20 protein-coding genes are annotated in these 24,622 nt (G+C 72.9%); 11 read left to right on the top strand and 9 right to left on the bottom strand.

Annotated elements, in window-relative coordinates; genetic code table 11:
- Positions 1-11 precede the first annotated feature (11 nt).
- From ACQPZK_RS17670 to ACQPZK_RS17655, 4 genes are all read right to left on the bottom strand, one after another.
- Complete coding sequence (locus ACQPZK_RS17670) at positions 12-1,031, bottom strand: D-alanine--D-alanine ligase family protein (protein ID WP_433534018.1); 1,020 nt, start codon at positions 1,029-1,031, stop codon at positions 12-14.
- A complete protein-coding gene (gene alr, locus ACQPZK_RS17665; RefSeq protein ID WP_433534017.1) occupies positions 1,025-2,167 on the bottom strand; it encodes an alanine racemase in 1,143 nt (380 codons plus the stop codon). The genes ACQPZK_RS17670 and alr overlap by 7 nt, the downstream gene beginning before the upstream one ends.
- Positions 2,164-3,303 carry an acyltransferase family protein gene (locus ACQPZK_RS17660; RefSeq protein WP_433534016.1) on the bottom strand — a complete coding sequence of 380 codons (1,140 nt, stop codon included), beginning with the start codon at positions 3,301-3,303 and terminating at the stop codon, positions 2,164-2,166. Before ACQPZK_RS17660 ends, alr begins: the two co-directional genes overlap by 4 nt.
- Positions 3,304-3,421: 118 nt before the next feature.
- The gene (locus ACQPZK_RS17655; RefSeq protein ID WP_433534015.1) at positions 3,422-5,683 is read right to left on the bottom strand and encodes a catalase; all 2,262 of its coding nucleotides are present in this window, start codon (positions 5,681-5,683) and stop codon (positions 3,422-3,424) included.
- A 171-nt stretch (positions 5,684-5,854) separates the two neighbouring features.
- Here ACQPZK_RS17655 and ACQPZK_RS17650 point away from each other — a divergent pair, with 171 nt between their 5' ends.
- From ACQPZK_RS17650 to ACQPZK_RS17610, 9 genes are all read left to right on the top strand, one after another.
- Entirely contained in the window at positions 5,855-6,754 is a 900-nt protein-coding gene (locus ACQPZK_RS17650; RefSeq protein WP_433534014.1) for an alpha/beta hydrolase family protein, read from the top strand.
- Between the two features lie 133 nt (positions 6,755-6,887).
- Complete coding sequence (locus tag ACQPZK_RS17645) at positions 6,888-7,670, top strand: ABC transporter ATP-binding protein (protein ID WP_433534013.1); 783 nt, start codon at positions 6,888-6,890, stop codon at positions 7,668-7,670.
- Between the two features lie 71 nt (positions 7,671-7,741).
- Entirely contained in the window at positions 7,742-8,449 is a 708-nt protein-coding gene (locus tag ACQPZK_RS17640; RefSeq protein ID WP_433539244.1) for an ABC transporter ATP-binding protein, read from the top strand.
- A gap of 32 nt (positions 8,450-8,481) precedes the next feature.
- Positions 8,482-9,360, top strand: coding sequence for a branched-chain amino acid ABC transporter permease (locus ACQPZK_RS17635; protein ID WP_433534012.1), 879 nt, complete (start codon positions 8,482-8,484; stop codon positions 9,358-9,360).
- Positions 9,357-10,469, top strand: a complete 1,113-nt coding sequence (locus tag ACQPZK_RS17630) for a branched-chain amino acid ABC transporter permease (RefSeq protein ID WP_433534011.1) — start codon at positions 9,357-9,359, stop codon at positions 10,467-10,469. Before ACQPZK_RS17635 ends, ACQPZK_RS17630 begins: the two co-directional genes overlap by 4 nt.
- An 83-nt stretch (positions 10,470-10,552) precedes the next feature.
- A complete protein-coding gene (locus ACQPZK_RS17625; protein WP_433534010.1) occupies positions 10,553-11,839 on the top strand; it encodes an ABC transporter substrate-binding protein in 1,287 nt (428 codons plus the stop codon).
- Positions 11,840-12,057: 218 nt separating this feature from the next.
- Positions 12,058-12,669: a TetR/AcrR family transcriptional regulator gene (locus tag ACQPZK_RS17620; protein ID WP_433534009.1), complete on the top strand. Its 612-nt coding sequence runs from the start codon at positions 12,058-12,060 to the stop codon at positions 12,667-12,669.
- Positions 12,670-12,720: 51 nt separating this feature from the next.
- Complete coding sequence (locus ACQPZK_RS17615; RefSeq protein ID WP_433534008.1) at positions 12,721-15,507, top strand: AAA family ATPase; 2,787 nt, start codon at positions 12,721-12,723, stop codon at positions 15,505-15,507.
- 78 nt (positions 15,508-15,585) lie between these two features.
- The gene (locus ACQPZK_RS17610) at positions 15,586-16,050 is read left to right on the top strand and encodes a MaoC family dehydratase (RefSeq protein ID WP_433534007.1); all 465 of its coding nucleotides are present in this window, start codon (positions 15,586-15,588) and stop codon (positions 16,048-16,050) included.
- 247 nt (positions 16,051-16,297) lie between these two features.
- On the opposite strand, the gene ACQPZK_RS17605 is transcribed toward ACQPZK_RS17610, so the two are convergent.
- Both ACQPZK_RS17605 and ACQPZK_RS17600 read right to left on the bottom strand, forming a co-directional pair.
- Positions 16,298-17,035: an isocitrate lyase/PEP mutase family protein gene (locus ACQPZK_RS17605; RefSeq protein ID WP_433534006.1), complete on the bottom strand. Its 738-nt coding sequence runs from the start codon at positions 17,033-17,035 to the stop codon at positions 16,298-16,300.
- Positions 17,032-17,694: a hypothetical protein gene (locus ACQPZK_RS17600; RefSeq protein WP_433534005.1), complete on the bottom strand. Its 663-nt coding sequence runs from the start codon at positions 17,692-17,694 to the stop codon at positions 17,032-17,034. Before ACQPZK_RS17600 ends, ACQPZK_RS17605 begins: the two co-directional genes overlap by 4 nt.
- A 63-nt stretch (positions 17,695-17,757) precedes the next feature.
- On the opposite strand from ACQPZK_RS17600, the gene ACQPZK_RS17595 reads away from it, so the two are divergent.
- Complete coding sequence (locus ACQPZK_RS17595; protein ID WP_433534004.1) at positions 17,758-18,456, top strand: ArsR/SmtB family transcription factor; 699 nt, start codon at positions 17,758-17,760, stop codon at positions 18,454-18,456.
- Between the two features lie 157 nt (positions 18,457-18,613).
- Here the strand turns inward: ACQPZK_RS17595 and ACQPZK_RS17590 are convergent, their stop codons facing one another.
- From ACQPZK_RS17590 to ACQPZK_RS17580, 3 genes are all read right to left on the bottom strand, one after another.
- Positions 18,614-19,816 carry a cellulose binding domain-containing protein gene (locus tag ACQPZK_RS17590; protein WP_433534003.1) on the bottom strand — a complete coding sequence of 401 codons (1,203 nt, stop codon included), beginning with the start codon at positions 19,814-19,816 and terminating at the stop codon, positions 18,614-18,616.
- Positions 19,817-19,947: 131 nt separating this feature from the next.
- A complete protein-coding gene (locus ACQPZK_RS17585) occupies positions 19,948-20,937 on the bottom strand; it encodes an acetylxylan esterase (RefSeq protein ID WP_433534002.1) in 990 nt (329 codons plus the stop codon).
- Positions 20,938-20,952: 15 nt separating this feature from the next.
- Complete coding sequence (locus ACQPZK_RS17580) at positions 20,953-21,993, bottom strand: LacI family DNA-binding transcriptional regulator (protein ID WP_433534001.1); 1,041 nt, start codon at positions 21,991-21,993, stop codon at positions 20,953-20,955.
- 247 nt (positions 21,994-22,240) lie between these two features.
- Here ACQPZK_RS17580 and ACQPZK_RS17575 point away from each other — a divergent pair, with 247 nt between their 5' ends.
- A complete protein-coding gene (locus ACQPZK_RS17575; protein WP_433534000.1) occupies positions 22,241-24,622 on the top strand; it encodes a glycoside hydrolase family 3 N-terminal domain-containing protein in 2,382 nt (793 codons plus the stop codon).

The following is a 24,622-nucleotide window of genomic DNA, read 5'->3' as shown; positions in this document are numbered from 1 at the left end:
GCGACGGCCGCTCACACCAGGTCGACCGCCCGTTCCGGCCGGGGTAGCCCCGGGGCGAGGGCCCGACGTCGGTCGGCGAGCGCGCCGGAGATCAGGATGTCGAGCAGGGCCGGGAACTCGATGCCCGCCCGCTGCCAGATCTGCGGGAACTGCGACGCGGCGGTGAAGCCGGGGAAGGTGTTGACCTCGTTCACGATGGGCTCGGCGCCCTCGTGGGGGAGGAAGAAGTCGACCCGGAGCAGTCCCCGGCAGTCGAGGGCGTCGAAGGCGCGGACGGCCCGGTCCTGGAGCACCTCGGTGGTGGCCGGGTCGAGCTGCGCCGGGATCTGGAAGACCGCGCCACCGTCGTACTTCGCGTCGTAGTCGAAGAAGCCCGCGCCGCTGACCCGGATCTCCAGCGGCGGTCCGGCCTGCACCCGACCGTCGGGGTGCTGAAGGACGGCGATGTCGATCTCCCGACCCTGCGCCCCCTGTTCGACGAGCACCTTGGGATCGACCTGACGGGCCTGCGCGAGCGCGGCGGGCAGCGCCGACCACTCCGTCACCCGGACCACGCCCAGGCTGGACCCGGCCCGTGCCGGCTTCACGAAGACCGGCAGAGCCAGCCGCTGCTGGTCGGCCGGCGACAGGTTCTCCCCGGGCCGCAGGGTCACACCGGGGCTGACCCGCAGGCCCTCCGCGGCGAGGAGCCGCTTGGTGACGCCCTTGTCCATGCCCGCCGCGCTGGCGAACACCCCGTTGCCGACGTACGGCACGCCGAGCCACTCCAGCAGCGACGCGACCGTGCCGTCCTCGCCGTACGGGCCGTGCAGGGCCGGGAACACCACGTCCTGGGCGCGCAGCACCCGCAGCGCCTGCGGCAGGCCGATGGGACGACCGTCCACGTGCCAGCCGCCGTCGGTGTCGATGAGCACCTCGGTCACCTGGTACCGCTCCCGGTCCAGACCGGCGAGGATGGCGGCCCCCGAACGTCGCGACACCTCGTGTTCGCCGCTCCGCCCGCCGTACAGCACTGCCAGTCGCGTCAACATGCGACGTCCGCCCTTTCGTGAAGATGGGCGCGGCCCACCCGCGCCCCGATTCCGGTCAAGATCTCGTGTGGGTTGGTGCCGGCCCAGCGCGCCCATTCGGTGACGGTCGGCGCGTCGTCGTCGCGTCCCGTGCCGATCACGACGACCGGGTCGCCGATCCGCACCGCCAGGTCGCCCACGTCGACGACGCACTGGTCCATGGCGATACGCCCGACCACCGGGCAGCGTCGGCCGCCGAGCCACACCTCGGCCCGACCCTCCGTGGCGCGGGGCAGCCCGTCGGCGTAGCCGAGCGGCAGCAGGGCCACCGTCGTCGGGGCGGCGGTCACGTGTTCCGGCCCGTACGAGACGCCCGTGCCGGCCGGCACCCGCTTCACGTTCACCACGGTCGTCCGCAGCGTCAGGGCGGCGTGCAGCCCGAACGCCCCGGGACCGGCCGCGCCGAACGGGTCGACGCCGTAGAGAGCCAATCCGATCCGGCAGAGGTCGAAACGGGTCCGGGGCGCGGACAGCGCGGCCGCCGAGTTGGCCAGGTGGACGAGGTCGGGGTCGAGGCCGGCGGCCCGGGCGACGCCCAGCGCCTCGGAGAACGTCCGCACCTGACCGTCCAGCGCGGGCGCGCCCGGTACGTCCGCGTCGGCGAGGTGGGACCACACGCCGCGTACCCGGACCGTGCCCTCGACCTCGTACTTGCGGGCCCAGGTGGCCAGGTCGGGCCAGTCGTCGCGGCCGGCGCCGTTGCGGGTGAGGCCCGTGTCGACCTTGAGCTGCGCCGTCGCTGGCACGCCGACCCGCACGGCCGCGTCGGCGAGCGCGTGCAGGTGGGTGATCGTGGAGACCCCCACGTCGACGCCCGCGCGGACCAACTCGCAGAAGTCGTCGTCCGGACGGTGCAGCCAACTCAACGTGGGCGCGGTGATGCCCGCGGCGCGCAGGGCCAGGGCCTCGGCCGACGAGGTCACGCCCAGCCAGGTCGCGCCGGCGCGCAGCGCCGCCCGGGCTACCGGCGCCGCGCCGTGGCCGAACCCGTCGGCCTTCACCACCGCCATCAGCTCGGTGCCGGTGACCGCGGCGACCGTCCGCACGTTGTCGGCGATCGCCCCGAGGTCGACCACCGCCTCGGCCAGGGCGGTCATCCGGTCACCGCCGAGCGGCGGGTCCCGGGAAGCGCGAACAGCCACCGCGCGTGCGCCGCCAGCAGCGCGCGGTGCACGGCCAGGCTCAGACCGGCGACGAGCGCGGTCAGCACGATCGGGTAGCCCACCACGATCAGGCCCTGCGCACCCGCGTCCAGCTCGGAGACCGGGGCGACCAGCAGGCGGTGCAGCAGAGCCACGAGCGGCATGTGGATGACGTAGATGGGCAGCGTGACGCGCCCGAGCGCGGCCAGTCGGTCGCCGACGGCGGGCCACCGGACCACCCGGGCGGCGGCGGTGACGCCGAAGGCCACCGCGACGACGGAGACGGCCGGCCAGACGCCGAACCACCGCTGGGCGTCGGCCGCCGCCATCACGGCGAGCGTGAGGGCGTACGCCCCGCCGGTCAGCGCGAGTCGACGTCGGGTGGCGGTGGCGGCCCAGCGCTGGATGTGTGGCCGCAGGTACAGGCCGGCCAGGAAGAAGACCAGGTTCGCATAGAGGCCGGCCCGGTTGCCCGGCGTGGCCAGCAGGCCGGCGGCGGCGACTGCGGACAGCGCCGCGGCGGGTACGACGACCAGCGACCGGGGCAGCCGGCGGGTCGCCTTGGCGAGCGTGAAGTAGAGCGCCAGGGCGTACAGGTACCAGAGGTTCGAGGGCGTGACGGTGAGCTGCGCCAGCAGACCGAGGGCGGAGGTGGCCCGGTCGGTCGGGAAGTCCGGCGTCGCGGCGAGGACCGCCGTGTGGATGAGCAGCCAGAGGGCGTACAGGTAGAGGAATCCCGCGATACGGCCCCGGGCGACGGTACGCCAGGGACGCTGCACGGCGTTGGCCGCGAAGAGGCCGCTGATGGTGAAGAAGAGCGGCATGCGCAGCGGTAGGAACTGCTCGCCCAGCGTTCCCCACAGGCCCGGCACGGGTACGCCGACGTGCCAGTCGATCCGCAGGTAGTCCTTGATGACGACGTGCCAGCCGACGACGAGGACGATGCAGACGCCCTTCGCGGCGTCCGCCCACACCACACGCTGCGGTCCGCCGATGTCGGCCCCGGCCCGCCGTCGGTGACGGAACCGGACGCGCGCGTCGGGGTCGTACCCGTCCGGTCGCGGCTCGGTACGAGACAGCTCTTGGATCACCCAGCGAAAGGTGCCAGCGGGATATCCGCGCCTGATCCCCGAATTGTCATGATCCGGTAATGGACTGACGAGGGCTGCCCTCCCGCCCAGGGAAGGACAGCCCTCGTTCCGTGACGGATCAGCCCACCGAGGCGGGGAACCTCTCCCAGACCCGGTGCGCGGCCATCAGCCGCTGCACCCCGGTCAGCGTCTCGGCGCCGGAGCCGGCAGCCACGATGCCGGGGGTGCCGGCCACCCCGGCCTGCTCCAGGACGGTGACACCGGCGCCCCACGCGCCGATCGCCTTGGCGTGCCGCCAGCACTCCTCGACGAGGAGCAGCACGCGGGGGTCGACGGTCGCCGCGTCCGGCCGGCCCGCCTTGGCGTCCCGGGCGGGCAGCGCGTCGGGCGCGGGCACCGGCGCCCCGGCCAGCAGGAGCGCGTCGAACTCGACCGACCGGCCGGTGGCGAAGGTCCGCTGGACCGTCAGGTCGCCCACCATGCCGCCGTGTGGGGCGATCAGCAGCGGCACCATGCCGGCATCGAACACGGCCCGGCGGACCTCGTCGACGTCGTCCAGGTCACCGTCGGGGTCGACGACGATCCCGACAGTGCGGCCGTCCGCCGGCCACTCCCCGCCGACCTGCGACAGGGCCGGGCTCGGCGTGACGTCGACGGGCGTCACCGTGGGCTGCGGCGCGGGCAGCCCCAGGCCGGTGGCCACCTGCTCGCACAGCACCGGGTCGATGTTGGCCAGGCACTGCAGCTGTCGTTCCTTGATCGCCTGGTGGTAGCACTTGCCCAGCTCGAAGGTGTACGCCCGGATGATGTGCTCCCGCTCCACCGGCGACATGCTCAGCCAGAACAGTCGTACCTGGCTGTAGTGGTCGTCGAACGACGCAGGGTTCGCGCGGACCTTGGGCGCCTGCGCCACCGTCACCGGCACGTCGACGAAGGCGTGCTCGGCGTCGCCGGCCTCGAAGGGGTTGCCGCCGTCGAGGGAGTTCGGCCGGTACGGCGCGACCCCGACGTGCACGGCGTGCTGGTGGAAGCCGTCGCGCAGCATGTCGTTGACCGCCGCGTGCGGACGGTTGATCGGGATCTGCGCGAAGTTCGGCCCGCCGAGGCGGGTGAGCTGCGTGTCGACGTACGAGAAGAGCCGCCCCTGGAGCAGCGGATCGTTCGTGACGTCGATGCCCGGCGGCAGGTGGCCGAGGTGGAAGGCGACCTGCTCGGTCTCGGCGAAGAAGTTCGTCGGCGTCCGGTTGAGGACCAACCGGCCGATCGGCTGCACCTCCGCCAACTCCTCCGGGACGATCTTCGTGGCGTCCAGCAGGTCGATGCCGGCGAAGGTCTCCTCGGGTGTGTCGGGGAAGACCTGGATGCCGAGTTCCCACTCGGGGAACGCGCCCGCCTCGATGGCGTCGTAGAGGTCCCGGCGGTGGAAGTCGGGGTCGATGCCGCCGAGCATCTGCGCCTCCTCCCAGGTCAGGGAGTGCACGCCGAGCTTCGGCTTCCAGTGGAACTTGACCAGCGCCGTCTCCCCGGCCTCGTTGACCAGGCGGAAGGTGTGCACACCGAAGCCCTCCATGGTCCGGTACGAGCGCGGGATGCCCCGGTCGGACATGTTCCAGATGGTGTGGTGCTGCGCCTCGGTGTGCAGCGAGACGAAGTCCCAGAACGTGTCGTGCGCGCTCTGCGCCTGGGGGATCTCCCGGTCCGGGTGCGGCTTCGCGGCGTGGATGATGTCGGGGAACTTGATGGCGTCCTGGATGAAGAAGACCGGCATGTTGTTGCCGACCAGGTCGAAGGTGCCCTCGTCGGTGTAGAACTTGGTCGCGAAGCCCCGGGTGTCCCGGACGGTGTCGGCCGAGCCGCGCGATCCGAGGACGGTGGAGAACCGGACGAAGACCTCCGTCTCCCGACCCTTCTTCAGGAAGCCGGCCCGGGTGACCGCCTCGGCGGTGCCGTAGGCGGTGAACACCCCGTGCGCGCCCGCGCCCCGCGCGTGCACCACGCGCTCCGGGATGCGTTCGTGGTCGAAGTGCGTGATCTTCTCGCGCAGGTGGTGGTCCTGGAGCAGGACCGGTCCCCGGGGACCGGCCTTGAGCGAGTGGTCGGTGTCGCGCAGCCGTGCCCCGTTCGCCGTCGTCAGGTACGCCCCCTGCTGGCCGTTCGCGGTCGTCGGCGCGCCGGTCTCGACGCCGGTGGGCGTACGCGTCTGGGGCGCGCCCTGTTCCGTCTTCGGCGGCAGCGGGTCGTGGGGCGAGGTCGGCTCCTCGACGGTGGGCGGTGCGCTGCCGGGTGCGCCCGGCACGTCCGGCGTGAGGGCATCGGCGATCTTCTCGGAGGCGGTCTTCACGACGTTCTTGACTGCCTCGGCGGGCTTGCTGGATTCCACTTGGCGAACCTCTCGCTGGAGCGTTTGAGCAGGCCCCTGCACCCCTACCCCTGCCCTGAGGGTCGAAACGCACGATAAATCCGGGACTGGTGATTTCGCCGATGCGCCGGCCGACCCGGTCGAAGAACACTGACGAATGTCGATATTCCTCGACTCTAGGGAGTGCCCGACGTGTCGTCACCAACCACCACCCGTCCCCGTTCCCTGCCCGTCCGAGCCGCCCGGCTCGCGCTGGCCGCCACCCTGCTCGTCGCCGGTGTCCTCGTCGGACCGGCGGGCGCGGCGCAGGCGGCCGGCCCGTACGACCGGGGTCCCGACCCGACCACCGCGATCCTGGAGGCCAGCCGCGGCCCCTTCGCCACCGCGTCGCAGAGCGTCTCGTCGCTGAGCGTCACCGGCTTCGGCGGCGGGGTCATCTACTACCCGACCAGCACCAGCGAGGGCACCTTCGGCGCCGTCGCCATCTCGCCCGGCTACACCGCTGCCTGGTCCAGCATCAGCTGGCTCGGTCCACGGATCGCCTCGCACGGATTCGTGGTGATCGGCATCGAGACCAACACCCGACTGGACCAGCCGGACAGCCGTGGCCGGCAGTTGCTCGCCGCGCTGGACTACCTCACCCAGCGCAGCTCGGTGCGGAGCCGGATCGACAGCAGCCGGCTCGCGGTGGCCGGTCACTCCATGGGCGGCGGAGGCAGCCTGGAGGCGGCCTCGTCCCGGCCGTCGTTGCAGGCCGCGGTGCCCCTCGCGCCCTGGAACACGGACAAGAGCTGGTCCGAGCTGCGCGTGCCGACGCTGATCATCGGCGGTGAGAGCGACAGCGTAGCGCCGGTCGCCACGCACTCGGTCCCGTTCTACAACAGCATCCCGGCCTCGGCCGAGAAGGCCTACCTGGAGTTGAACGGGGCGAGCCACTTCTTCCCGCAGACGGTCAACACGCCGACGGCGCGGCAGATGGTGGCCTGGCTCAAGCGGTTCGTCGACGACGACACCCGCTACGAGCAGTTCCTCTGCCCGGGCCCCAGCGGGTCGCAGATCGAGGAGTACCGCAACACCTGCCCCAGCGCCTGATCGTGTCGACCGGGACGGCCGCTGTCGGGCGGTCGTCCCGGTCGCGTGGGCGCATCGAAGGGTCTTGACGCGATCACCGAGAAACGTACACTGCGAGTGTAAATAACACCCGCCACGGCAGAGGGATGGGTGCATGGAGCGCGGCCTCGAACTGCACGACATCGGCGTCCGTTTCGGCGGCCTCACCGCCCTGGACCACGTCTCGCTCCGGGTGCCACCCCAGCGGGTGGTCGGCGTGATCGGGCCCAACGGCGCCGGCAAGACCACCCTGTTCAACGTGGTCTGCGGCTTCGTCGCACCGCAGACGGGTTCGCTCACCCTCGACAATCGGCCGCTGCGACCCCAACCCCACCGGCTGACCCGGCTCGGCATCGCCCGGACCCTCCAGGGGACCGGGCTCTTCGCGGGCCTCAGCGTGGTGGAGAACGTGATGACCGGCGCGTCCCACACCGCCCGTGCGGGTTTCGCGGCGGCGCTGTTCGGGTTGCCCGGCAGCGACCGCGACGAGCGCCGGCTGCGCCGGCAGGCCCTGGACGTCCTCGACGATCTGGGCATCGCCGCGCACGCCGAGGCCGCGCCCGGCACGCTGCCCTTCGCCGTACGCCAGCGGGTCGCCCTGGCCCGCGCGCTCGCCGCGCGGCCCCGGCTGCTGCTGCTCGACGAACCCGCCGGTGGCCTCGGCGCGGACGACATCGCCGAGCTGGCGGATCTGATCCGACGGCTGCCCCGGCGGGACGTCGACCCGTGCGCGGTGCTGCTCGTGGAGCACCACATGGATCTGGTGATGGACGTCTGCGACGAGATCGTGGTCCTCGACTTCGGCCGGGTGATCGCCACCGGGACCCCCGACGAGATCCGCGACGACACGGCGGTCACCGACGCGTACCTGGGCGCCCTCGTCGAGGAGGCCGCGTGAGCGCGAGGAGTGAGCCGGTTCTGCGAGCCCCGCAGTCGCGAACGCAAGAGGGCTCAGGGAGCGCGCCGGACCTGCTCGTGGTCCGGGGGCTGGTGGCCGGTTACGGCGCCGCGCCGGTGTTGCGGGCCGTCGACCTCACCGTGCCGGCCGGCACCATCGCCGCCGTCGTCGGCGCCAACGGCGCCGGCAAGACGACGCTGCTGCGGGCGCTCTCCGGCATGATCCGGCCGGCCGCCGGCCAGGTCGTCCTCGCCGGCGAGGACCTGCGGGGTACGCCGGTGGAGCAGCTCGTACGGCGCGGCATGGCGCACGTCCCGGAGGGCCGGGGCGTGATCGGCGAGCTGACGGTCGACGAGAACCTGCGGCTCGGTGGGCTGTGGCGACGCGACCGGGCGGACGCCGGCCGGGCCCTCGACGAGGTCTACGAGCTGTTCGAACCACTCGCGCGGCGTCGTCGCCACCTCGGGCACCAGCTCTCCGGTGGCGAGCGGCAGATGCTCGCGTTGGGCCGGGCGCTGGTCGGCCGGCCGCGCCTGCTGCTGCTGGACGAGCCGTCGCTGGGGCTGGCGCCCCGGGTGGTCGCCCAGATCATGGCCCTGCTGCGCCAGTTGCGCGACCGGACCGGCCTGACCGTGCTGCTGGTCGAGCAGAACGTGCGCAGCGCCCTCGCCGTCGCCGACCAGGGCGTCGTGATGTCCCTCGGCCAGGTGGTGATCGCCGCCCCGGCGGCGTCGCTGCGGGACGACGTCGACCTGCGCCACGCGTACCTCGGTTTCTGACCAGCACCGGACGTCCCTCGGAGGGAGAACAGTTGGACCGCTTCGTCTTCCTCACCGTCGACGGCCTGTCCCGGGGCGCGGTGTACGCCGCGTTCGCGCTCGCGCTGGTGCTCATCTGGCGGGCGGCCCGGGTCGTCAACTTCGCCCAGGGCGCGATGGCCGTCGCCGCCGCGTACGTCGCGTACTCGGTGTCCGCCGCGACGGGCGCGTACTGGCTCGGCTTCGTGGTCGCGATCGTCGCCGGCCTGCTGCTCGGGGCGCTGGTGGACCGGGTCGTGATGCGGCACGTCGACCACGCCTCACCGCTCAACCCGGTCATCGTCGCGCTCGGCCTGGTGCTGCTGATCCAGGCGGTGCTGGGCATGGTGTACGGCAACGAGTTCCGCCCCGCCGACGTCCCGTTCAGCCGGTCCGCCCTCACCGTCGGCGGGATCGCCGTGCTGTCGCCGTACGACCTGTTCGTCTTCGCCGCGATCGGCGTGGTGGTGAGCGGGCTGGGCTGGATGTTCGCCCGTACCTCGGTCGGGTTGCGGATGCGCGCGGCGGCGTTCGCGCCGGACGTCTCCCGCCTGCTCGGGGTGAACGTCGGCGGCATGTTGACGCTCGGCTGGGCGTTGGCGTCGGGCGTGGGCGCGCTCGCCGCGATGCTGGTCATCCCCACCGAGCTGGGCCTGCACCCGCACGCCATGGACCTGGTGTTCGTCTCGGCGTTCACCGCGGCGGTGGTGGGTGGGTTGGACAGTCCACCGGGGGCGGTCGTCGGCGGCCTCGCGGTGGGGCTGCTGCTCTCCTACGTGAGCGGGTACGCCGGCAGTGACCTCACCCCCCTCGCGGTGCTCGTCCTGCTGCTGGCGGTGCTGCTGGTGCGCCCCGGCGGGCTGTTCGCCCCGGTCGCGGCGAGGCGGGTGTGAGCGCGACCCGGGCGGTCCTGCCGCCCAGGCGCCGGCCGGTCGACGCCGACGAGCGCCCGCCCGAGCCTCGACGGGGGTCCACGCTGCTGCGGCACCTGGCCGTGGCGCTCGCCGTGGGCGCGCTGCTCGTGGCGGTCAGCTACACCGTCGAGCCGTTCCGGAACTTCCAGCTCGCCACGATCGCGGCGTACCTCTGCGCCACCGCTGGGTTGACCGTCCTCACCGGGCTCAACGGGCAACTCTCGCTGGGGCACGGGGCGTTGATGGCGACCGGGGCGTACATGGTGGCGCTGTGCCAGAACGCCTTCCTCGACCGAGGGTGGACCGGAGGCTGGCTGTTGGCGCTGTCGCTGTTCGTGGCGGTGCTGGGCACGGTCGTGGTCGGCGCGGTGGTCGGTGTGGCGGCGGCCCGGCTGCGCGGCCCCTACCTGGCCGGGGTGACGCTCGCCGTGGCCGTCGTCGTGCCGGCGCTGGCCGTCACCTTCGACGGCGTCCTGGGCGGCGAGCAGGGGTTGTCGGTGCCGGTGGAGCCGCCGCCGTTGGCGCTCGGCCCCTACTTCCCGTACGAGCGGTGGCAGCTCTGGGTCTCGGGCGCTGCCACGCTGCTGGCGCTGCTGCTGCTGGCGAACCTGGTCCGCAGCCGGTACGGGCGGACCTTCCGGGCCGTCCGCGACGACGAGGTGGCGGCCCGACTCGCGGGCATCCACGTGGCCCGTACGCAGGTTCTCGCGTTCGTGGTCAGCGCCGCCACGGCGGGGCTCGGCGGCGGACTGCTCGCGGTGCTGGCGCAGAGCGTGTCGCCCGGGGCGTTCTCGCTGACCCTGTCGCTCTTCCTGCTGATGGCCGTGGTGATCGGCGGTCTCGGCCGCCTCGCGGGCGCCCTCTGGGGGGCCGTGCTGCTGGTCGCCCTGCCCGACCTCACCCATTCCGTGACCGAGCTGCTCACCCTCTCGCCGGCGGTGGCGCAGCGGCTGGAGGGCAACCTCCCGCTGGCGATCTTCGGCGTCACGTTGATCGTCGTGATGATCGCCGCGCCCGGCGGTGTGCAGGGCCTGCTGGCCCGCCTCGGCCGGGCGCTGCTGGCCCGTTGGCCGGCGCGACATTCCTGAACTGTTCCCGGCCCGGCCTTCGCCGGGCGCCTCACCACCACACCGCTCCCACCCAACCGGACCGAGAAAGGTCGGTGTCTCCCATGCACCCTACGGCGCGACGCGGTCTCGCGATCGCCAGCACCATCGCTCTGCTCATCGCCGCTGCCGGCTGTGGCGGCGACGACGGCCCCGGCTCCGGCGGGAGGTCGGTGCCGGGGGTCACCGACACCGAGATCGTCGTCGGCACCCACATGCCGCTCACCGGGCCGGCCTCGGCCGGCTACTCCAAGATCGCGCCGGCGACGAAGGCGTACTTCGACTACGTCAACGCCAACGGCGGCGTGCACGGCCGGAAGATCACCTACAAGGTCATGGACGACGGCTACAACCCGGCGAACACCCAGCAGGTGGTACGCCAACTCGTGTTGCAGGACAAGGTCTTCGCCATCCTCAACGGCCTCGGCACGCCGACCCACAGCGGTGTGCTCGACTTCCTCAAGAGCAACCGGGTGCCGGACCTCTTCGTCGCCTCCGGCAGCCGTAGCTGGGACCAGCCCGACACCTATCCCGGCACGTTCGGCTTCAACCCGGACTACACCGTCGAGGGCAAGATCCTCGCCAACTACGCGAAGTCGAACCTGGCCGGCCAGAAGGTCTGCTTCCTCGGTCAGGACGACGACTTCGGCCGCGACAGCCTGGCCGGCGTGGAGAAGGTCCTCGGCGCTCAGGCGGTGGCGGTCAAGCAGACGTACGTCACCAGCAACACCAACGTCGCGCCGCAGATCGGCGCGTTCAAGGCGGCCGGCTGTCAGGTCGTCATGCTGGCGACCGTGCCCGGCTTCACCGCGCTGTCCATCGGCACCGCCGCGCGGCTGGGCTTCAAGCCGCAGTGGCTGGTGTCGAACGTCGGCGCCGACCAGCCGACCCTGGCCAAGCAGCTCGGCGCCGCCGCGCCGCTGCTGGAGGGCATGGTCGGCACCAACTACCTGCCGATGCAGAACGAAACCGCCAACCCGTGGATCCAGCTCTTCATGAAGATCAACAAGTCGCACAACGGGGACGCGCCGTTCGACGGCAACACCGTCTACGGCATGTCGGTCGGCTACCTGTTCGTGCAGGTGCTGCTCGCCGCCGGCAAGGACGTCACCCGCGAGAAGGTCGTCGACGCGGTCGAGAAGGGTGGCTTCCAGGGTCCTGGCCTCGCGCCGCTGCGCTTCGCCGCCGACGACCACTCCGGCTACGGCGGGCAGCGGTTGAGCAAGGTGACCGGGGGAGTCCAGAGCTACTTCGGGCCGACGTACGAGACCGACGAGCGGGACGGACCGGTCAAGGAGTACACCGCCGCGCCGGTCGCGCCGCCCGCGAACGGGGTTCCGACCGCCTCCTGACCCGCGCGCCATGGCGTCGTACGGCCCGGTCACCACGGCCGGGCCGTACGGCCCACGCGTTGACCAACACCTTCCGACTCTCATACTATTTGCACCGTGAATGCAATCCGGCCGGCCCGGATGACGCCGCCCACGCGTACGCGAAGCCTTTCGATCATCGCCTGTCTAGACTCGTCGCAGAGCCGGACGACACCGTGGCGGTGAAGGGGCGGGGGCGGATGAACAGGGTCGATACGCCGGCGCGGGTCGACGGACGGACGGCCCGCGCCGAGCGCACCCGGGCGGCCATCGTCGAGGCGCACCTGGCGCTCATCACCGAGGGCGACCTGCGGCCCACCGGCGAGCGCATCGCCGAACGGGCCGGGATCTCGCTGCGGACGCTCTGGACCAACTTCAAGGACATGGAGACGCTCTTCGAGGCCAGTGGCGCGGAGGTGCTGCGGCAGCAGGACGCCGCCTACCGGCCGATCTCGACGGCGTTGCCGCTGGCCAAGCGGGTCGACGCGTACTGCCGGCAGCGGGCGCGGCTGCTCCAGCTCATCGCGCCGTCGGCGCGGGCCGCCCAGATGCGCGAGCCCGTCTCCGAGCAGTTGCGCCGCAACCGCGTCAAGCACGTCGACCGGGTCCGTGACGAGGTCGAGCAGCTCTTCGCCGCCGAGCTGGCGCGCGCCGGGCGCGAGCGCGGCCAACTGCTCAACGCGGTGGTGGCGGCGAGCATGTGGCCGGCCTGGTCGATGCTGCGCTACGGCCTCGGTCTGGGGGTGGACGCCGCCCGCGCGGTGATGACCCGGACGGTGGGCGCGCTGTTGGCCGAGGTCGCGGCCGACTGATCCCAGCCTGTCCTCTTTCCATCCGCTTCTGGATGAGTGACACTGGGTCGCATGGTTACTGCATCACAAGTGCAAATAACTGTGCTGCGCGGCCGGGACGACCAGTGCGCGGCCGTCCGGAGCCTGGTCGACGGTGTCACCGACGGTGGCGGCGCTCTGCTCCTGCACGGCGAGCCGGGGTCGGGCCGCACCGCGCTGATCTCCTTCGCCCACCGGTACGCGAAGGACTGCGCCGTCCTGGCCGCCACCGGGCTGCCCGAGGAGGCGATGCTGCCGTACGCCGGCCTGCAACGCCTGCTCGACCCGGTGCGTGACCGCGCGAGCGCCCTGCCCGAGGAGCGCCGCCGCCTGCTGTACCGGGTCATGGACGGGGAGGGCTGCCCGCCCGAGCGCCGGCTGGCCCTGTCGGTGGCCGTCCTCGGGCTGCTCGCCGCGACCGCCCGGGAGCGTCCCCTGCTCGTCACGATGGACGACGTGGACCGGGGTGACCCGCAGACCACGCAGGTGCTCGCGGTCGTCGCCCGCCGGCTGCGGCAGCTGCCGGTGGTCGTCCTGCTCACCGCGGACGCCACCGCCACCGTCGACGGTCTCGTGACCCACCGGCTGGCCCCGCTGAGCGAGCGGGACAGCATCGCCGTCCTCACCGACCGACTGTCCGAGCGGCCCGCCGTCCCGGTCGCCGCCGCGCTCGCCGCCGTCGGTGGCGGCAATCCGCAGGCGCTCGTGGACCTCGCCGACGTGCTCACCCCGGCGCAGTGGCGCGGGGAGGAGTCGCTTCCGGCCGCGCCGCCGGCCGACGGCGCGCTGGCGCGCTCCTACCGGGCCCGCCTCGACCGGCTGCCGCCGGACACCCGCCGGATGCTGCTGCTCGCCGCGCTCGACGAGTCGGACGACGCGGCGACCCTGGTCCGCGCCGCCGACGCCGCCGGGATGGCCATCGAGGCGCTCGCCCCGGCCGAGGCCGCCGGACTGGTCCGCGTCGAGTCGGGCGGCGTCACGTTCGCGCAGCCCCTGGCCCGCGCGATGGTCGCGGCCGCCGCTCCGCTCGCGCAGCGGCGGGCCGCGCACCAGCTGCTCGCGGGCGTACTCGATCCGCTCGGCCAGCGGCTACGGCGGGCGATGCACCTCGCCGCCGCGACCGCGGGCGCCGATCCGGTCCTCGCCGCCGAGTTGGAGCGGGCGGCGGCCGGTGGACGTAGCGGCTGGGCCGTGGCGTCGGCGGCGCTGTGCCGGGCCGCCGCGCTCAGCGACCACCCCGACGACGCCGCCGCCCGCCTGCTCGCGGCCGCCCGGTACGCCTGGGCCGGCGGCCAGCCCGGCCAGGCCCGCCTCCTGCTCGACCGTCTCCGCGCCACCTGCGCGGACCCGCTCGTGGAGAGTCAGGCCGGGCTGCTGCGCGGCGAGATCGACCTGCGCTGCGAGGACGCCACCGGCGCGGCGGCCACCCTGCTGTCCGCCGCGCGGGGTGTGGCCGCCGTCGACCGTGCCCGGGCCATCCAGGGGCTGGCACGCGCCGGTGAGGCCGTCTGCTTCGCCGGCGACCAGTACCGGTACGCCGAGGTCGGCCGGCGTGCCGACGCGCTCCGCCAGCGGGACGACCCACCGGCCGTGGAGCTGACCGGATGCCTCGTCACCGGGGTGGCGGCCACCCTGCGGGGCGACCACGAGCGGGCCGGCCCCGCACTGCGGCGGGCGGTCGTGCTGGGTGGTCGCCTCGCCGGGCCGGAGCTGACCCCGACCGCGCTCGCCTGTGCGGCGGCGGCCGGGCTGGTGGTGGCCGTGGACGGCGCCGCGCACCGCCTCGCCGAGCGCGCCGTCGGGTTGGCACGCGAGCACGGCGAGCTGTCCATGCTGTCCCGTGCGTTGGAGCTGCGGGCGGTCGCCGAGTACTGGCTGGGGCGGCACGAGGTGGCGGCCGAGACCTCCCGGGAAGGGCTGCGCGTGGCGCGGGCCACCGGCCAGTTCAACTGCGCGAACGTCCACCTGGGAATGCTGGCCGTGCTGGCCGCCGTACGCGCCGACCGCGAGAGCAGCCTGCGGCGGATCCGGGAGATCGGTACGACGCCGACACCGGGCAGCCGACCGCACGCCCTCGCCGGATGGGCGCTGGCCGTGCTCGACCTCGTCGATGGTCGGCACGCGGAGGCGGCGACCCGCCTTGCGTCCCTGGCCAGCCTCGGCACCGGTCGGGGCCAGGTGCTCGTCCAGGTGATGGCCACCCCGTACCTGGTGGAGGCGGCCGCGTACCTGCCGCACCGCCCGGCGGCGACCGCCGCGCTGGCGGCCTTCGACAGGTGGGCGAGCAGCACCGCGAGCCCGCTGCGCCGGGCGCTGTCGGCCCGCTGCCACGCGCTGTTGGCGCCCCGGGGCGGCGTCGAGGCGGAGCGGGAGTTCCGGACGGCCCTGCGGTTGCACCCGACGGAGGCCGGCGCGTTCGAGCGGGCCCGCACCGAACTGCTTTTCGGCCAGGAGTTGCGCCGCAGTCGGCGACCCCGCGACGCCCGGGAGCACCTGCACCGTGCCTGGGAGGCGTTCACCCTGCTCGGGGTCGGTCGCTGGGCCGAGGTGGCCACGGCCGAGCTGCGCGCCGCCGGGGAGTCGGTCGGGCCGCCGGATCTGCCGGCGGCGCGGCTGCTGACCGGTCAGCAGCTGCGGATCGCCCGACTGGTCGCCGAGGGCGCGACCAACCGGGAGATCGCCGCCCGGATGTTCCTGTCCACCCGGACGGTCGACCACCACCTCCGCAACGTCTTCCACCGGCTCGGCATCCGGTCCCGTACGGAGCTGGCCCGCGCGTTCGCCGGGGAACAGCACGCCGGCCTCGCCTCCGACCGCTGAGCGCCGTCCCGCTCTGGACGGCGTTAACTATCACCGCTAGTTTGGCGTCAGGCACCCTCCAGCACTAAGGACACCCGCATGCGCGTCTTCACCTCCGTCGACGAGCTGACCGCCGCAATCGGCGAGACCCTCGGCCCCGGTCCCTGGCAGCCGATCGAGCAGGACCGCGTGAACCTGTTCGCCGACGCGACCGACGATCAGCAGTGGATCCACGTCGACCCGGAACGCGCGGCGGCCGGTCCGTTCGGCGCCCCGATCGCGCACGGCTTCCTCACCCTGTCGCTGGTGCCGGCGCTGGCCGGTCAGCTCTACCGCGTCGAGGGCGTCGCCATGGGAGTCAACTACGGGCTGAACCGGGTGCGGTTTCCCGCGCCGCTGCGGGTCGGTGCCGCCGTACGGGCCAGTGCGGTCATCGCCGAGGTGTCGCCCGTCAGCGGTGGGGTGCAGTTGGTCACGGCGGTGACGGTGCACAGCGACGGCGGCGACAAGCCCGTCTGCGTCGCCGAGACGGTGAGCCGCCTCTACCGCGCGGCGAGCCGCTGAGGTCACCGGTCGCCGGTCGCCGCGAACAGCTCGGCCAGCGGTGACCCTCGGTCGCCTCCGTGCGGGCGGATGCGTTCGTGAGCGTGATGCCTGAGAGGCATCAAGATGACTCTGCGGCATCACGCTCAACAGCACATCGGCACGGCGGCCAGCCACAGCGGATGGTCAGCGCCCCAGGCACCTAACTGTGCGCCGGAGCATGCCAAGCCGGGCACAAGGGCGGGTAGAAGCCTTGGTCCCGTTGGCGTCAGTGTGCCGTCGACCAGGTATTGACCTGGTCGTACCTCGGCAGGTTCGGTCGCACGGCGAGGCCGTCACGGACGGCTTCCGCGGTACTCAGGGACGCCGCCAGGGCCGCGCGGAAAAGCAGGGAACCGGTGCTGATTCGTCGGACGCCCAGTTCTGCCAGGGCGGTGACGGTGTGCCGGCCGGGTAGGAACAGGATATTTACCGGTACGTCGACCGCCGACACGACGGCGGCGACATGGGCCGGCTCCGCCAGGCCGGGAACGAATACCCCGTCGGCGCCGGCGTCCGCGTAGAGCCGTACGCGGCGTAGGGTCTCGGCGAGGTCGCCGGGGCGCTGCCAGTGGGTGTCGGTCCGAGCGTTGACGAACAGGTGGGGGACCTCCCGCTTCACCGATCGGATCAACGCCGCGTGCGCTTCGGCGGGTCCCATGGCGTCCTCCATGTTGACGCCGACCGCGCCGGCCGCGGCCACGGCGACCGCGGTGCCGACCGAACCGGTCTCGATGTCGACGGTGAGGTGTACCGGCAGCTTCGCCAGCGCGCGGGTCAGGCGCAGCGTCTCGGCGTCGGCGGCACCCGTGCCGTCGGGGAGGCCGGCTGCGGCCGCTACGCCAAGGCTCGTGGTGCCGAGTGCGGAAAAGCCGGCCTCGACCAGACATCGGGCTGACGCGACGTCCCACACGTTCGGCAGGACAAGCGGATCACCGCTGCGGTGCAGGGCGGCGAAGTCGTTCATGCGACGGCTCCTTCGACGAGCGCGAGGGCATGGGCGCGTCCCGGGCAGCGGCGTGGCCCCGCCCCGAATGCCAGATCGCCTGCCAGCCGCACCTGCACCACCTCGCCGGCTTCGACCGTGACGTCACCGACGATGGCTTTGACGAGCGCCTGCCGCTTGGTCGCCGGGACCGGCGGGTCGTCACGTAGCACGTCGTCAACGGCGCGGTGCCGGGCCCGTTCGGTCATTGCCACGGTGGCGTCGCAAGCCTGCACGAGTAGCCCGATGCGGGCCGCGGTCGGCTCGTCGAAGACGCCACCGAAGGCCGCAACCAGCCGGGCGACCGCCGCGTCCGCTCTGGGTTCGTCGCCGGTGCCGGGCTGGTAGGCCTGCGTGACATCGCCTACGAGGTCCACCACGGGCTCGTCGATGCCCATCTCGCCGGCGAGGACTGCCACCGGATGCATCGGACCGTAACCTCCGAGGGACTCCGGCGGGATCGTATCCAGGATCGCGACGGACAACGCGCGTCGGCGCTCGTGGGCCTCTCCGGTACTGAACCGGCCGACCGTGGCGCGTAGCCAGGCGAGTCCGGCGGCCCCGGACGGGACCGGCGGCACCACGAAGGCCGGGTCGTTCAGGACGGCGAGAGCGGTGTCGCGGCCGTTGATCTGCTGCATCAGGCGAAGGTACGGCCGGGATCGTTCGGCGGCGGCCGAAAGGGAACGACCTACGCTGGGCAGGTGACCTCAGCCACCGACCTGGCGTCGCTCGCTGCTCTGCTGGCTGACGAGAGCCGGGCCGCAATGTGCCTCGCGCTGCTCGACGGCCGCGCGTGGACCGCCGGCGAGTTGGCGTCGCACGCGGGCGTCGCACCCTCCACTGCGACCGAGCACCTGCACCGCCTCATCGACGGCGGGCTGCTCGTCGAGCGACGCCAGGGTCGTCACCGGTACGTACAACTCGCCGGCCCGTCCGTCGCGCAGCTTCTCGAGGACCTGGCGGCTCGGATCGAGCACCGCCCAGCCTCGCCGCGAGGGCTGCGGGCGGTGACGGCGAACTCGGCCCTGCGACGCGGCCGCACCTGCTACGACCATCTTGCCGGACGGCTCGGCGTGGCGGTGACCGACGCGATGACCCGCGCGGGACTGCTGGACCAGGCCGGTGGTTTCGCCTTGACCGCGGCCGGCCTGGCCTGGCTCACCGACCCGCTCGGGCTGAGCCCCGAGGACCTACGGCCCGGCAACCGACCCCTCGCACGCGGATGCCTCGACTGGACGGAGCGGCGGCAGCACCTCGCCGGGTTGGCCGGGGCAAAGCTGTGTGAGACGTTCCTCGGCAACGAGTGGGTGGCCCGGATCGGGTCCGGTCGGGCGGTCCGGCTCACCCCGAACGGAAAAGCAGCTCTGCGGGACCTCCTGGGCCTCTCCGGCGTCGATTGACGGGTGCCCGGGCGGAGGACGAACGCCCGCTCCTCGACAGATCCGGACGCCGAGCGGCGGGGCGCTCGGCGCCCGACCGTTACGCGTCCTGAGCTATTGGTACCTGTGGGGGCGGCGAGAAGGTCCTCGCCGCCCCCACGTTCGGTGCCAGTGCGTGTCAGGCGACCGTGCAGGCGGTGCCGTTGAGCGTGAAGGCGGTCGGCTTGCCGGCGTTGCCGGTGTGGGTGGCCTGGAAGCCGATGTCGACCGAGGTGTTCGGGGCGATGGTGCCGTTGTAGGAGACGTTGCGGGCGGTGACCGCGCCGCTGGTCGGGGAGTAGCTGGCGTTCCATCCGCCGGTGATGGTCTGGCCGCCCGGCAGGGTGAACGCCAGGGCCCATCCGTTTATCGCGCTGCTGCTCGTGTTGGTGACCGAGACGGCCGCGGTGAGCCCGTTGTTCCAGGCGTTGACCGTGTACGTCACCCGGCAGCCCGCCGACGGCGGCGGCGTGGTGGGCGGGGGAGTGGTCGGCGGTGGGGTGGTCGGCGGCGGGGTGGTCGGCGGGGGAGTGGTCGGGGGCGGGGTGGTCGGCGGCGGAGTGGTGGTGGGTGGGGTATCCCCGCCGATGCTGCCGGGAACCGCGCGCAGGGCGTCGTACCAGGCGACGGCCATCTTGCGGTAGCCCGTGGCGTTGGGGTGCACGCCGTCGGCCAGGTCGCTGAGCGTCAGCGCGCTGTACATGTCGACCAGGTGGACGCGCTTGCCGGCCGAGGCGCGGGTCTGCACGATCCCCGGGATCGCCGCGTTGTAGCCCCGGACCACGTTGTCCGCGCCGGACTTCGGAATGATCGTGGCCACGAACACGTCCGCGTTCGGTGCGGTGTTGGTGATGCGGTCGACCAGGGTGGCCAGCCGGCCCGGCGCTCCGGAGGTGTCGCCGTACATGTCGTTCGTGCCGATGTGCAGCAGCACGGTGCGCGGGTTGGTGGCGCGCAGCCAGTTCACGATGTTGGCGTCGATCTGCGCGATGGTCCAGCCGGAGTGGCCCTCGTGGTCGTGGTCACCGAGGCTGGACGGGCCGTTGAACATCGAGCCGACGAAGTCGATCCGGTAGCCGCCGGACGTGAACCGCTGCCAGAGTTCGATCCGGTAGCCACCCGCGACGTTGAAGCCGTCGGTGATCGAGTCGCCGAGGGGCATGACGCGTACCCCGCCGTTGGATTCGGCGCTCGCGGGCGCGGTCGCCACCGGTACGGCGGCGGTCATGGCCGCGACGGCAGCCAGTGCCGCCCACCACAGCCGGGCCCGGCGGGGCCTCGGGCTCGTCGCGGGCCTGGTGGGTGTCGGGGGTACGGGTTTACCAAGGGTCACAGGGCTCATGAGGGCTTCCTCGGGTGGTGGGTCGACGACCAGGAACCCGGACGTCGGGATGTGCCCTTCACCCCGCCCGGACGCACCATAGCTTGTTATCGCTAACACCGGCAATGCATCGACCGCCGGCCATGGCTTGTTCAGCTCGCGAGCGTCGCGGCGAGCCAGCGCAGTTGCCGCCGGACGTGCAGGGCCTCGCCGCTCTCGTGACCGTTGAACGGGTACACGTGCATCTCCCGCCGCGGCGCGTCGGGTCGGCCGGTCGCGGCGCCGTACTGGTTGTAGGCCGCGAAGCCGGTGCTCGGCGGGCACACATTGTCGCGCAGGCCGATGCCGAAGTGCGCCGGTGCGGTGGCCCGCCGGGCGAAGGTCACCCCGTCGACGTAGGACAGCGTGCGCCGGACCGCGGGCTCGGCCTCCCGGTGGACCGCCAGGAACCGGGCGATCTCACCGTACGGCGAGGCGTCGCTGAGCGCGATGGCGTGCTGGACGTCGCAGAGGAACGGCGCGGTGATCAGCACCGCCGCGAGGTCGTCGACCAGGCCGGCGACGGCCAGGGCCACGCCCCCGCCCTGGCTGTTGCCGAGCAGGGCGACCCGTCCCGGGTCGACGCCGGGCAGGGCGCGTACCGCCTCGACGGCCCGGACGGCGTCCGTGATCAGCCGTCGGTAGTGGTAGTCGTGCGGGTCGAGGATGCCCCAGGTCGCCGGCCAGGGGCCTCCGGGCGCGCCGTGCGGGTCGGCGGTGTCCCCGGCGGCGTACAGCCCGGACTGGCCCCGGTTGTCCATCAACAGGTGCGCGTACCCGGCCGCCGGCCAGACCAGCCGCTCGTGCGGGAGGCCACGCCCGCGTCCGTAGCCGGCGTACTCCACCACGGCGGGCAGCGGTTCGGGTACGCCCGCCGGGCGGGTGAACCAGGCCCGTACCTCGTCGCCGTCGAAGCCCGCGAACGTGACGTCCCAGGTGTCGAACACGCGCAGGCCGGTGGGCTCGGGGCGGACGTCGACGAGCGCCGGACGGGCGGCGGCAGCGGCGAGCGTGTCGTCCCAGAACCGGTCGAAGTCCTCCGGTTCGGCGACGGTGGGGCAGTATCGCTCGAGCTCGTCGAGGCGGACAGCGGGGTCGGACACGGTTCCTCGCAGGGGTCAGCGCGGCGGGGCGGGGGGCGCGGTGCTCTCCCGGACGACCAGCTCGGTCACCAGATCGATCCGGCTGGTCGCCGGGACCGTTCCGGCGGACAGGTCGAGCAGCATCTGGGTGGCGATGCCGGCCATGTCGCGCAACGGCTGGTTGATCGTCGTCAGGGCCGGGTCCGTCCAGGTGGCGAGCGGCAGGTTGTCGTACCCGATCACCGAAAGGTCCTCGGGGACGCGCAGGCCGCACCGACGTGCGGCCCGGAGCACCCCCATCGCCTGGATGTCCGAACCGGCGAAGATCGCCGTGGGTCGGTCCGGTCGTTGCAGGAGCTGGAGCCCGTGGGTGTGCCCGGCCCCGGCGGAGAAGCTGCCGTAGCGGACCAGATCGGGGTCGAGGGTGAGGCCGGCCTCTTCGTGCGCGGACTGGAATCCGGCGGCCCGGGCCCGGCTGCACAGCATGTCGGGTGGCCCGGAGATGACGGCGATCCGCTGGTGCCCGAGCTCGATCAGGTGTCGGGCGGCGAGCAGGCCGCCGTTGAAGTTGTTCGAGCCGACGGTGGGCACGGAGGCCGAGGTCGCGCTGTCGGTGTCGATCACGACGAACGGTACCCCCTGACGCCGCAGGAGCTGCTGTTGCGCGTCGGTGAGGTGGCAGAGGACGAACAGCACGCCCAGCGGACGCTGACCGAGCAGGGTGTCGAGCCATCGCGCCGCCGGACGGTGCGCGCCGCCGAGCTGCGACACGGCGAGACTGACGCCGAGGACGCTCGTCACCGCCTCGACCCCGCGCAGGACCTCCATCGCCCAACCGGTGTCGAACTCGTGGAAGACGAGGTCGATCCGACGGGTGGCGGACGAGGAGCGCCGACTGCGGCGCTGGTACTGGTGTCGGTCGAGACTCTCCTCGACGCGCGCCCTGGTGCCGGGGGAAACGTCCTCGCGTCCATTGAGGACCTTGGAGACCGTCGCGACCGACACTCCCACGTCGTGGGCGATCGTCGCGATGGTGGTGGTGGAGCCGGGTGGGCCGAGCGGGTGGTGCTCTGTCATCGCAGCCTCGTACAGCATCCGAAAGTTTCGGACGACACTAACACGATCAGTCGACGATTCTCGTCGATGCAGCTAGGCGGCCTGGTAGGCATCCCAGGACGCATCGAAACTCTTGACACGCTCAGGCAGCGGACTTAGGTTGCCGAAAAGGTTGCTCTGGTTTCCGGAAAGTTTCGGATTGTGGAACCGCGCGCCATGAACCGGTCCCACGACGGCGCGGTTCGTGGCCGAGCTAAGGGGTCTCGGCATGAGAAGTCAGCAGCCCGCCGACGCTGAACCGGCGTCCCGCGACGCCGCACCGTGGCGCGACAATCGGCGGTCGCCGTCCGAGCGGGCCGAGGCGTTGCTCGCGCTGATGTCCGTCGAGGAGAAGGTCGCCCAACTCTTCGGGGTGTGGGTCGGCGCCGACGCGTCCGGCGAGGGTGTCGCGCCGCACCAGTCCGACATGGTCGCCAACACCCCGTCGTGGGACACGATCATCCGCTACGGGCTGGGTCAACTCACCCGCCCGTTCGGCACCGCGCCGGTCGACCCGGTGCTCGGCGCGCGCTCGTTGGCCGCCTCCCAGGAGCAGATCGTCGCCGCCAGCCGATTCGGCATCCCGGCTCAGGTGCACGAGGAGTGCCTGACCGGGTTCGCGGCGTGGAAGGCCACCGTCTACCCGACACCGCTGGCCTGGGGCGCCTCGTTCCACCCCGAGCTGGTCGAGGAGATGGCCGGCCGGATCGGCGCGTCGATGCGCGCCGCGGGCGTGCACCAGGGCCTCGCGCCCGTCCTCGACGTAACCCGCGACTACCGCTGGGGCCGGACCGAGGAGACGATCGGGGAGGACCCGTACCTGGTGGGCACGACCGGCGCGGCGTACGTGCGAGGGCTCGAGAACGCCGGAATCGTGGCCACCCTCAAGCACTTCGCCGGCTACTCCGCTTCCCGGGGCGGCCGTAACCTCGCCCCGGTGTCGATGGGCCGTCGCGAGCTGGCCGACCACATCCTGCCGCCGTTCGAGATGGCCCTGCGACTCGGCGGCGCGCGGTCGGTGATGAACTCCTACGCCGAGATCGACGGCATGCCCGCCGCCGCCGACGAAGACCTGCTGACCGGGCTGCTGCGCGACGAGTGGGGCTTCACCGGCATCGTGGTCGCCGACTACTTCGCCGTACGGTTCCTCGAGACCCTGCACGGCCTCGCCGGGAACGCCGTCGACGCCGCCCGCCTCGCCCTGCGCGCCGGCATCGACGTGGAACTACCCACCGTGGACGCCTTCGGCGACGCCCTCGTGCAGGCGGTGCACGCCGGCGAGGTCGACGTGGCGCTGATCGACCGGGCGGCGCGTCGGGTGCTGATCCAGAAGATCGAGATCGGCCTGCTCGACGAGGACTGGCGGGCCCTGCCCGACGACGTCGCGGCCCTGCGCCTCGACGACGAGGCCGGCCGGGACGTCGCCGTACGCCTGGCCCGCGAGTCCGTCGTGCTGCTGCGCAACACCGGCGTGCTGCCGCTGCCCGTCGCGAGCCGGGTCGCCCTGGTGGGTCCGCTCGCCGACGACCCGATGGCCATGCTGGGCTGCTACACGTTCCCCAACCACGTGGGCGTCAACCATCCCGACCACGGCCTCGGCGTGGAGATCCCCACGCTGCGCGACGAGCTGGCCCGCCGCGTCCCGCTGCTGGTCCACGAACCGGGCTGCGCCGTCACCGGCGAGGACGCGTCCGGCATCCCGGCAGCGGTCGCCGCGGCGGCCAACGCGGACGTGTGTGTGCTCGCCGTCGGGGACCGGGCGGGAATGTTCGGCCGCGGCACCTCCGGCGAGGGCTGCGACGCCGCCGATCTGCGGCTGCCCGGCGTGCAGGCCGACCTGGTCCGGGCCGTCCTCGCCACCGGCACCCCGGTGGTGCTGGCGCTGCTGACCGGCCGCCCGTACGCGCTCGGCCCGGAGTTCGACGCGGCGGCGGCCGTGGTGCAGGCGTTCTTCCCCGGCCAGCTCGGCGGGCAGGCGCTCGCGGAGGTGCTCACCGGCGCGGTGAACCCGTCCGGGCGGCTGCCGGTGAGCGTGCCCCGCCACGCCGGCGGGCTGCCGGGCACCTACCTGGCACCGCCGCTCGGACGACGCAACAAGGTGTCCTCCATCGACCCGACCCCGGCGTACCCGTTCGGCCACGGCCTGAGCTACACCACCTTCGAGTGGTCCGACGCGACCGTCGTGGGTGAGGCGCGGGACGAGCCGACTCCCTGGCCGGTGGACGGCGAGATCCAGGTGCGGATCACCGTGGCGAACACCGGTGACCGGGCCGGCGTCGAGGTCGTGCAGCTCTACCTGCACGACCCGGTGGCGCAGACCACCCGCCCGGTGCACCGGCTGGTCGGCTTCGCCCGGGTGCCGCTGGAACCCGGAGCGCGGGCGCACGTCACCTTCGGCGTACCGGCCGACGTCACGTCGTTCACCGGTCGCTCCGGCCGGCGTGTGGTCGAGCCCGGTGCGGTCGAGCTGCGGTTCGGGCGCTCCAGCGGAGAGGTCGTGGACGCCCTGACGCTGCGGCTCACCGGGGCCGAACGCGAGGTCGGACACCAGCGGGACCTGCTCACGTCGGTGCGGATCGAGCCGCTCGTGGCCGTTCCGCACTCCGCATAG

It is taken from the genome of Micromonospora sp. CA-249363, from assembly GCF_050950185.1.
Taxonomy (GTDB): Bacteria; Actinomycetota; Actinomycetes; order Mycobacteriales; family Micromonosporaceae; genus Micromonospora.
Note: the sequence above shows the minus strand (reverse complement) of the source record. Positions and strands in the feature narration are given on the sequence as shown.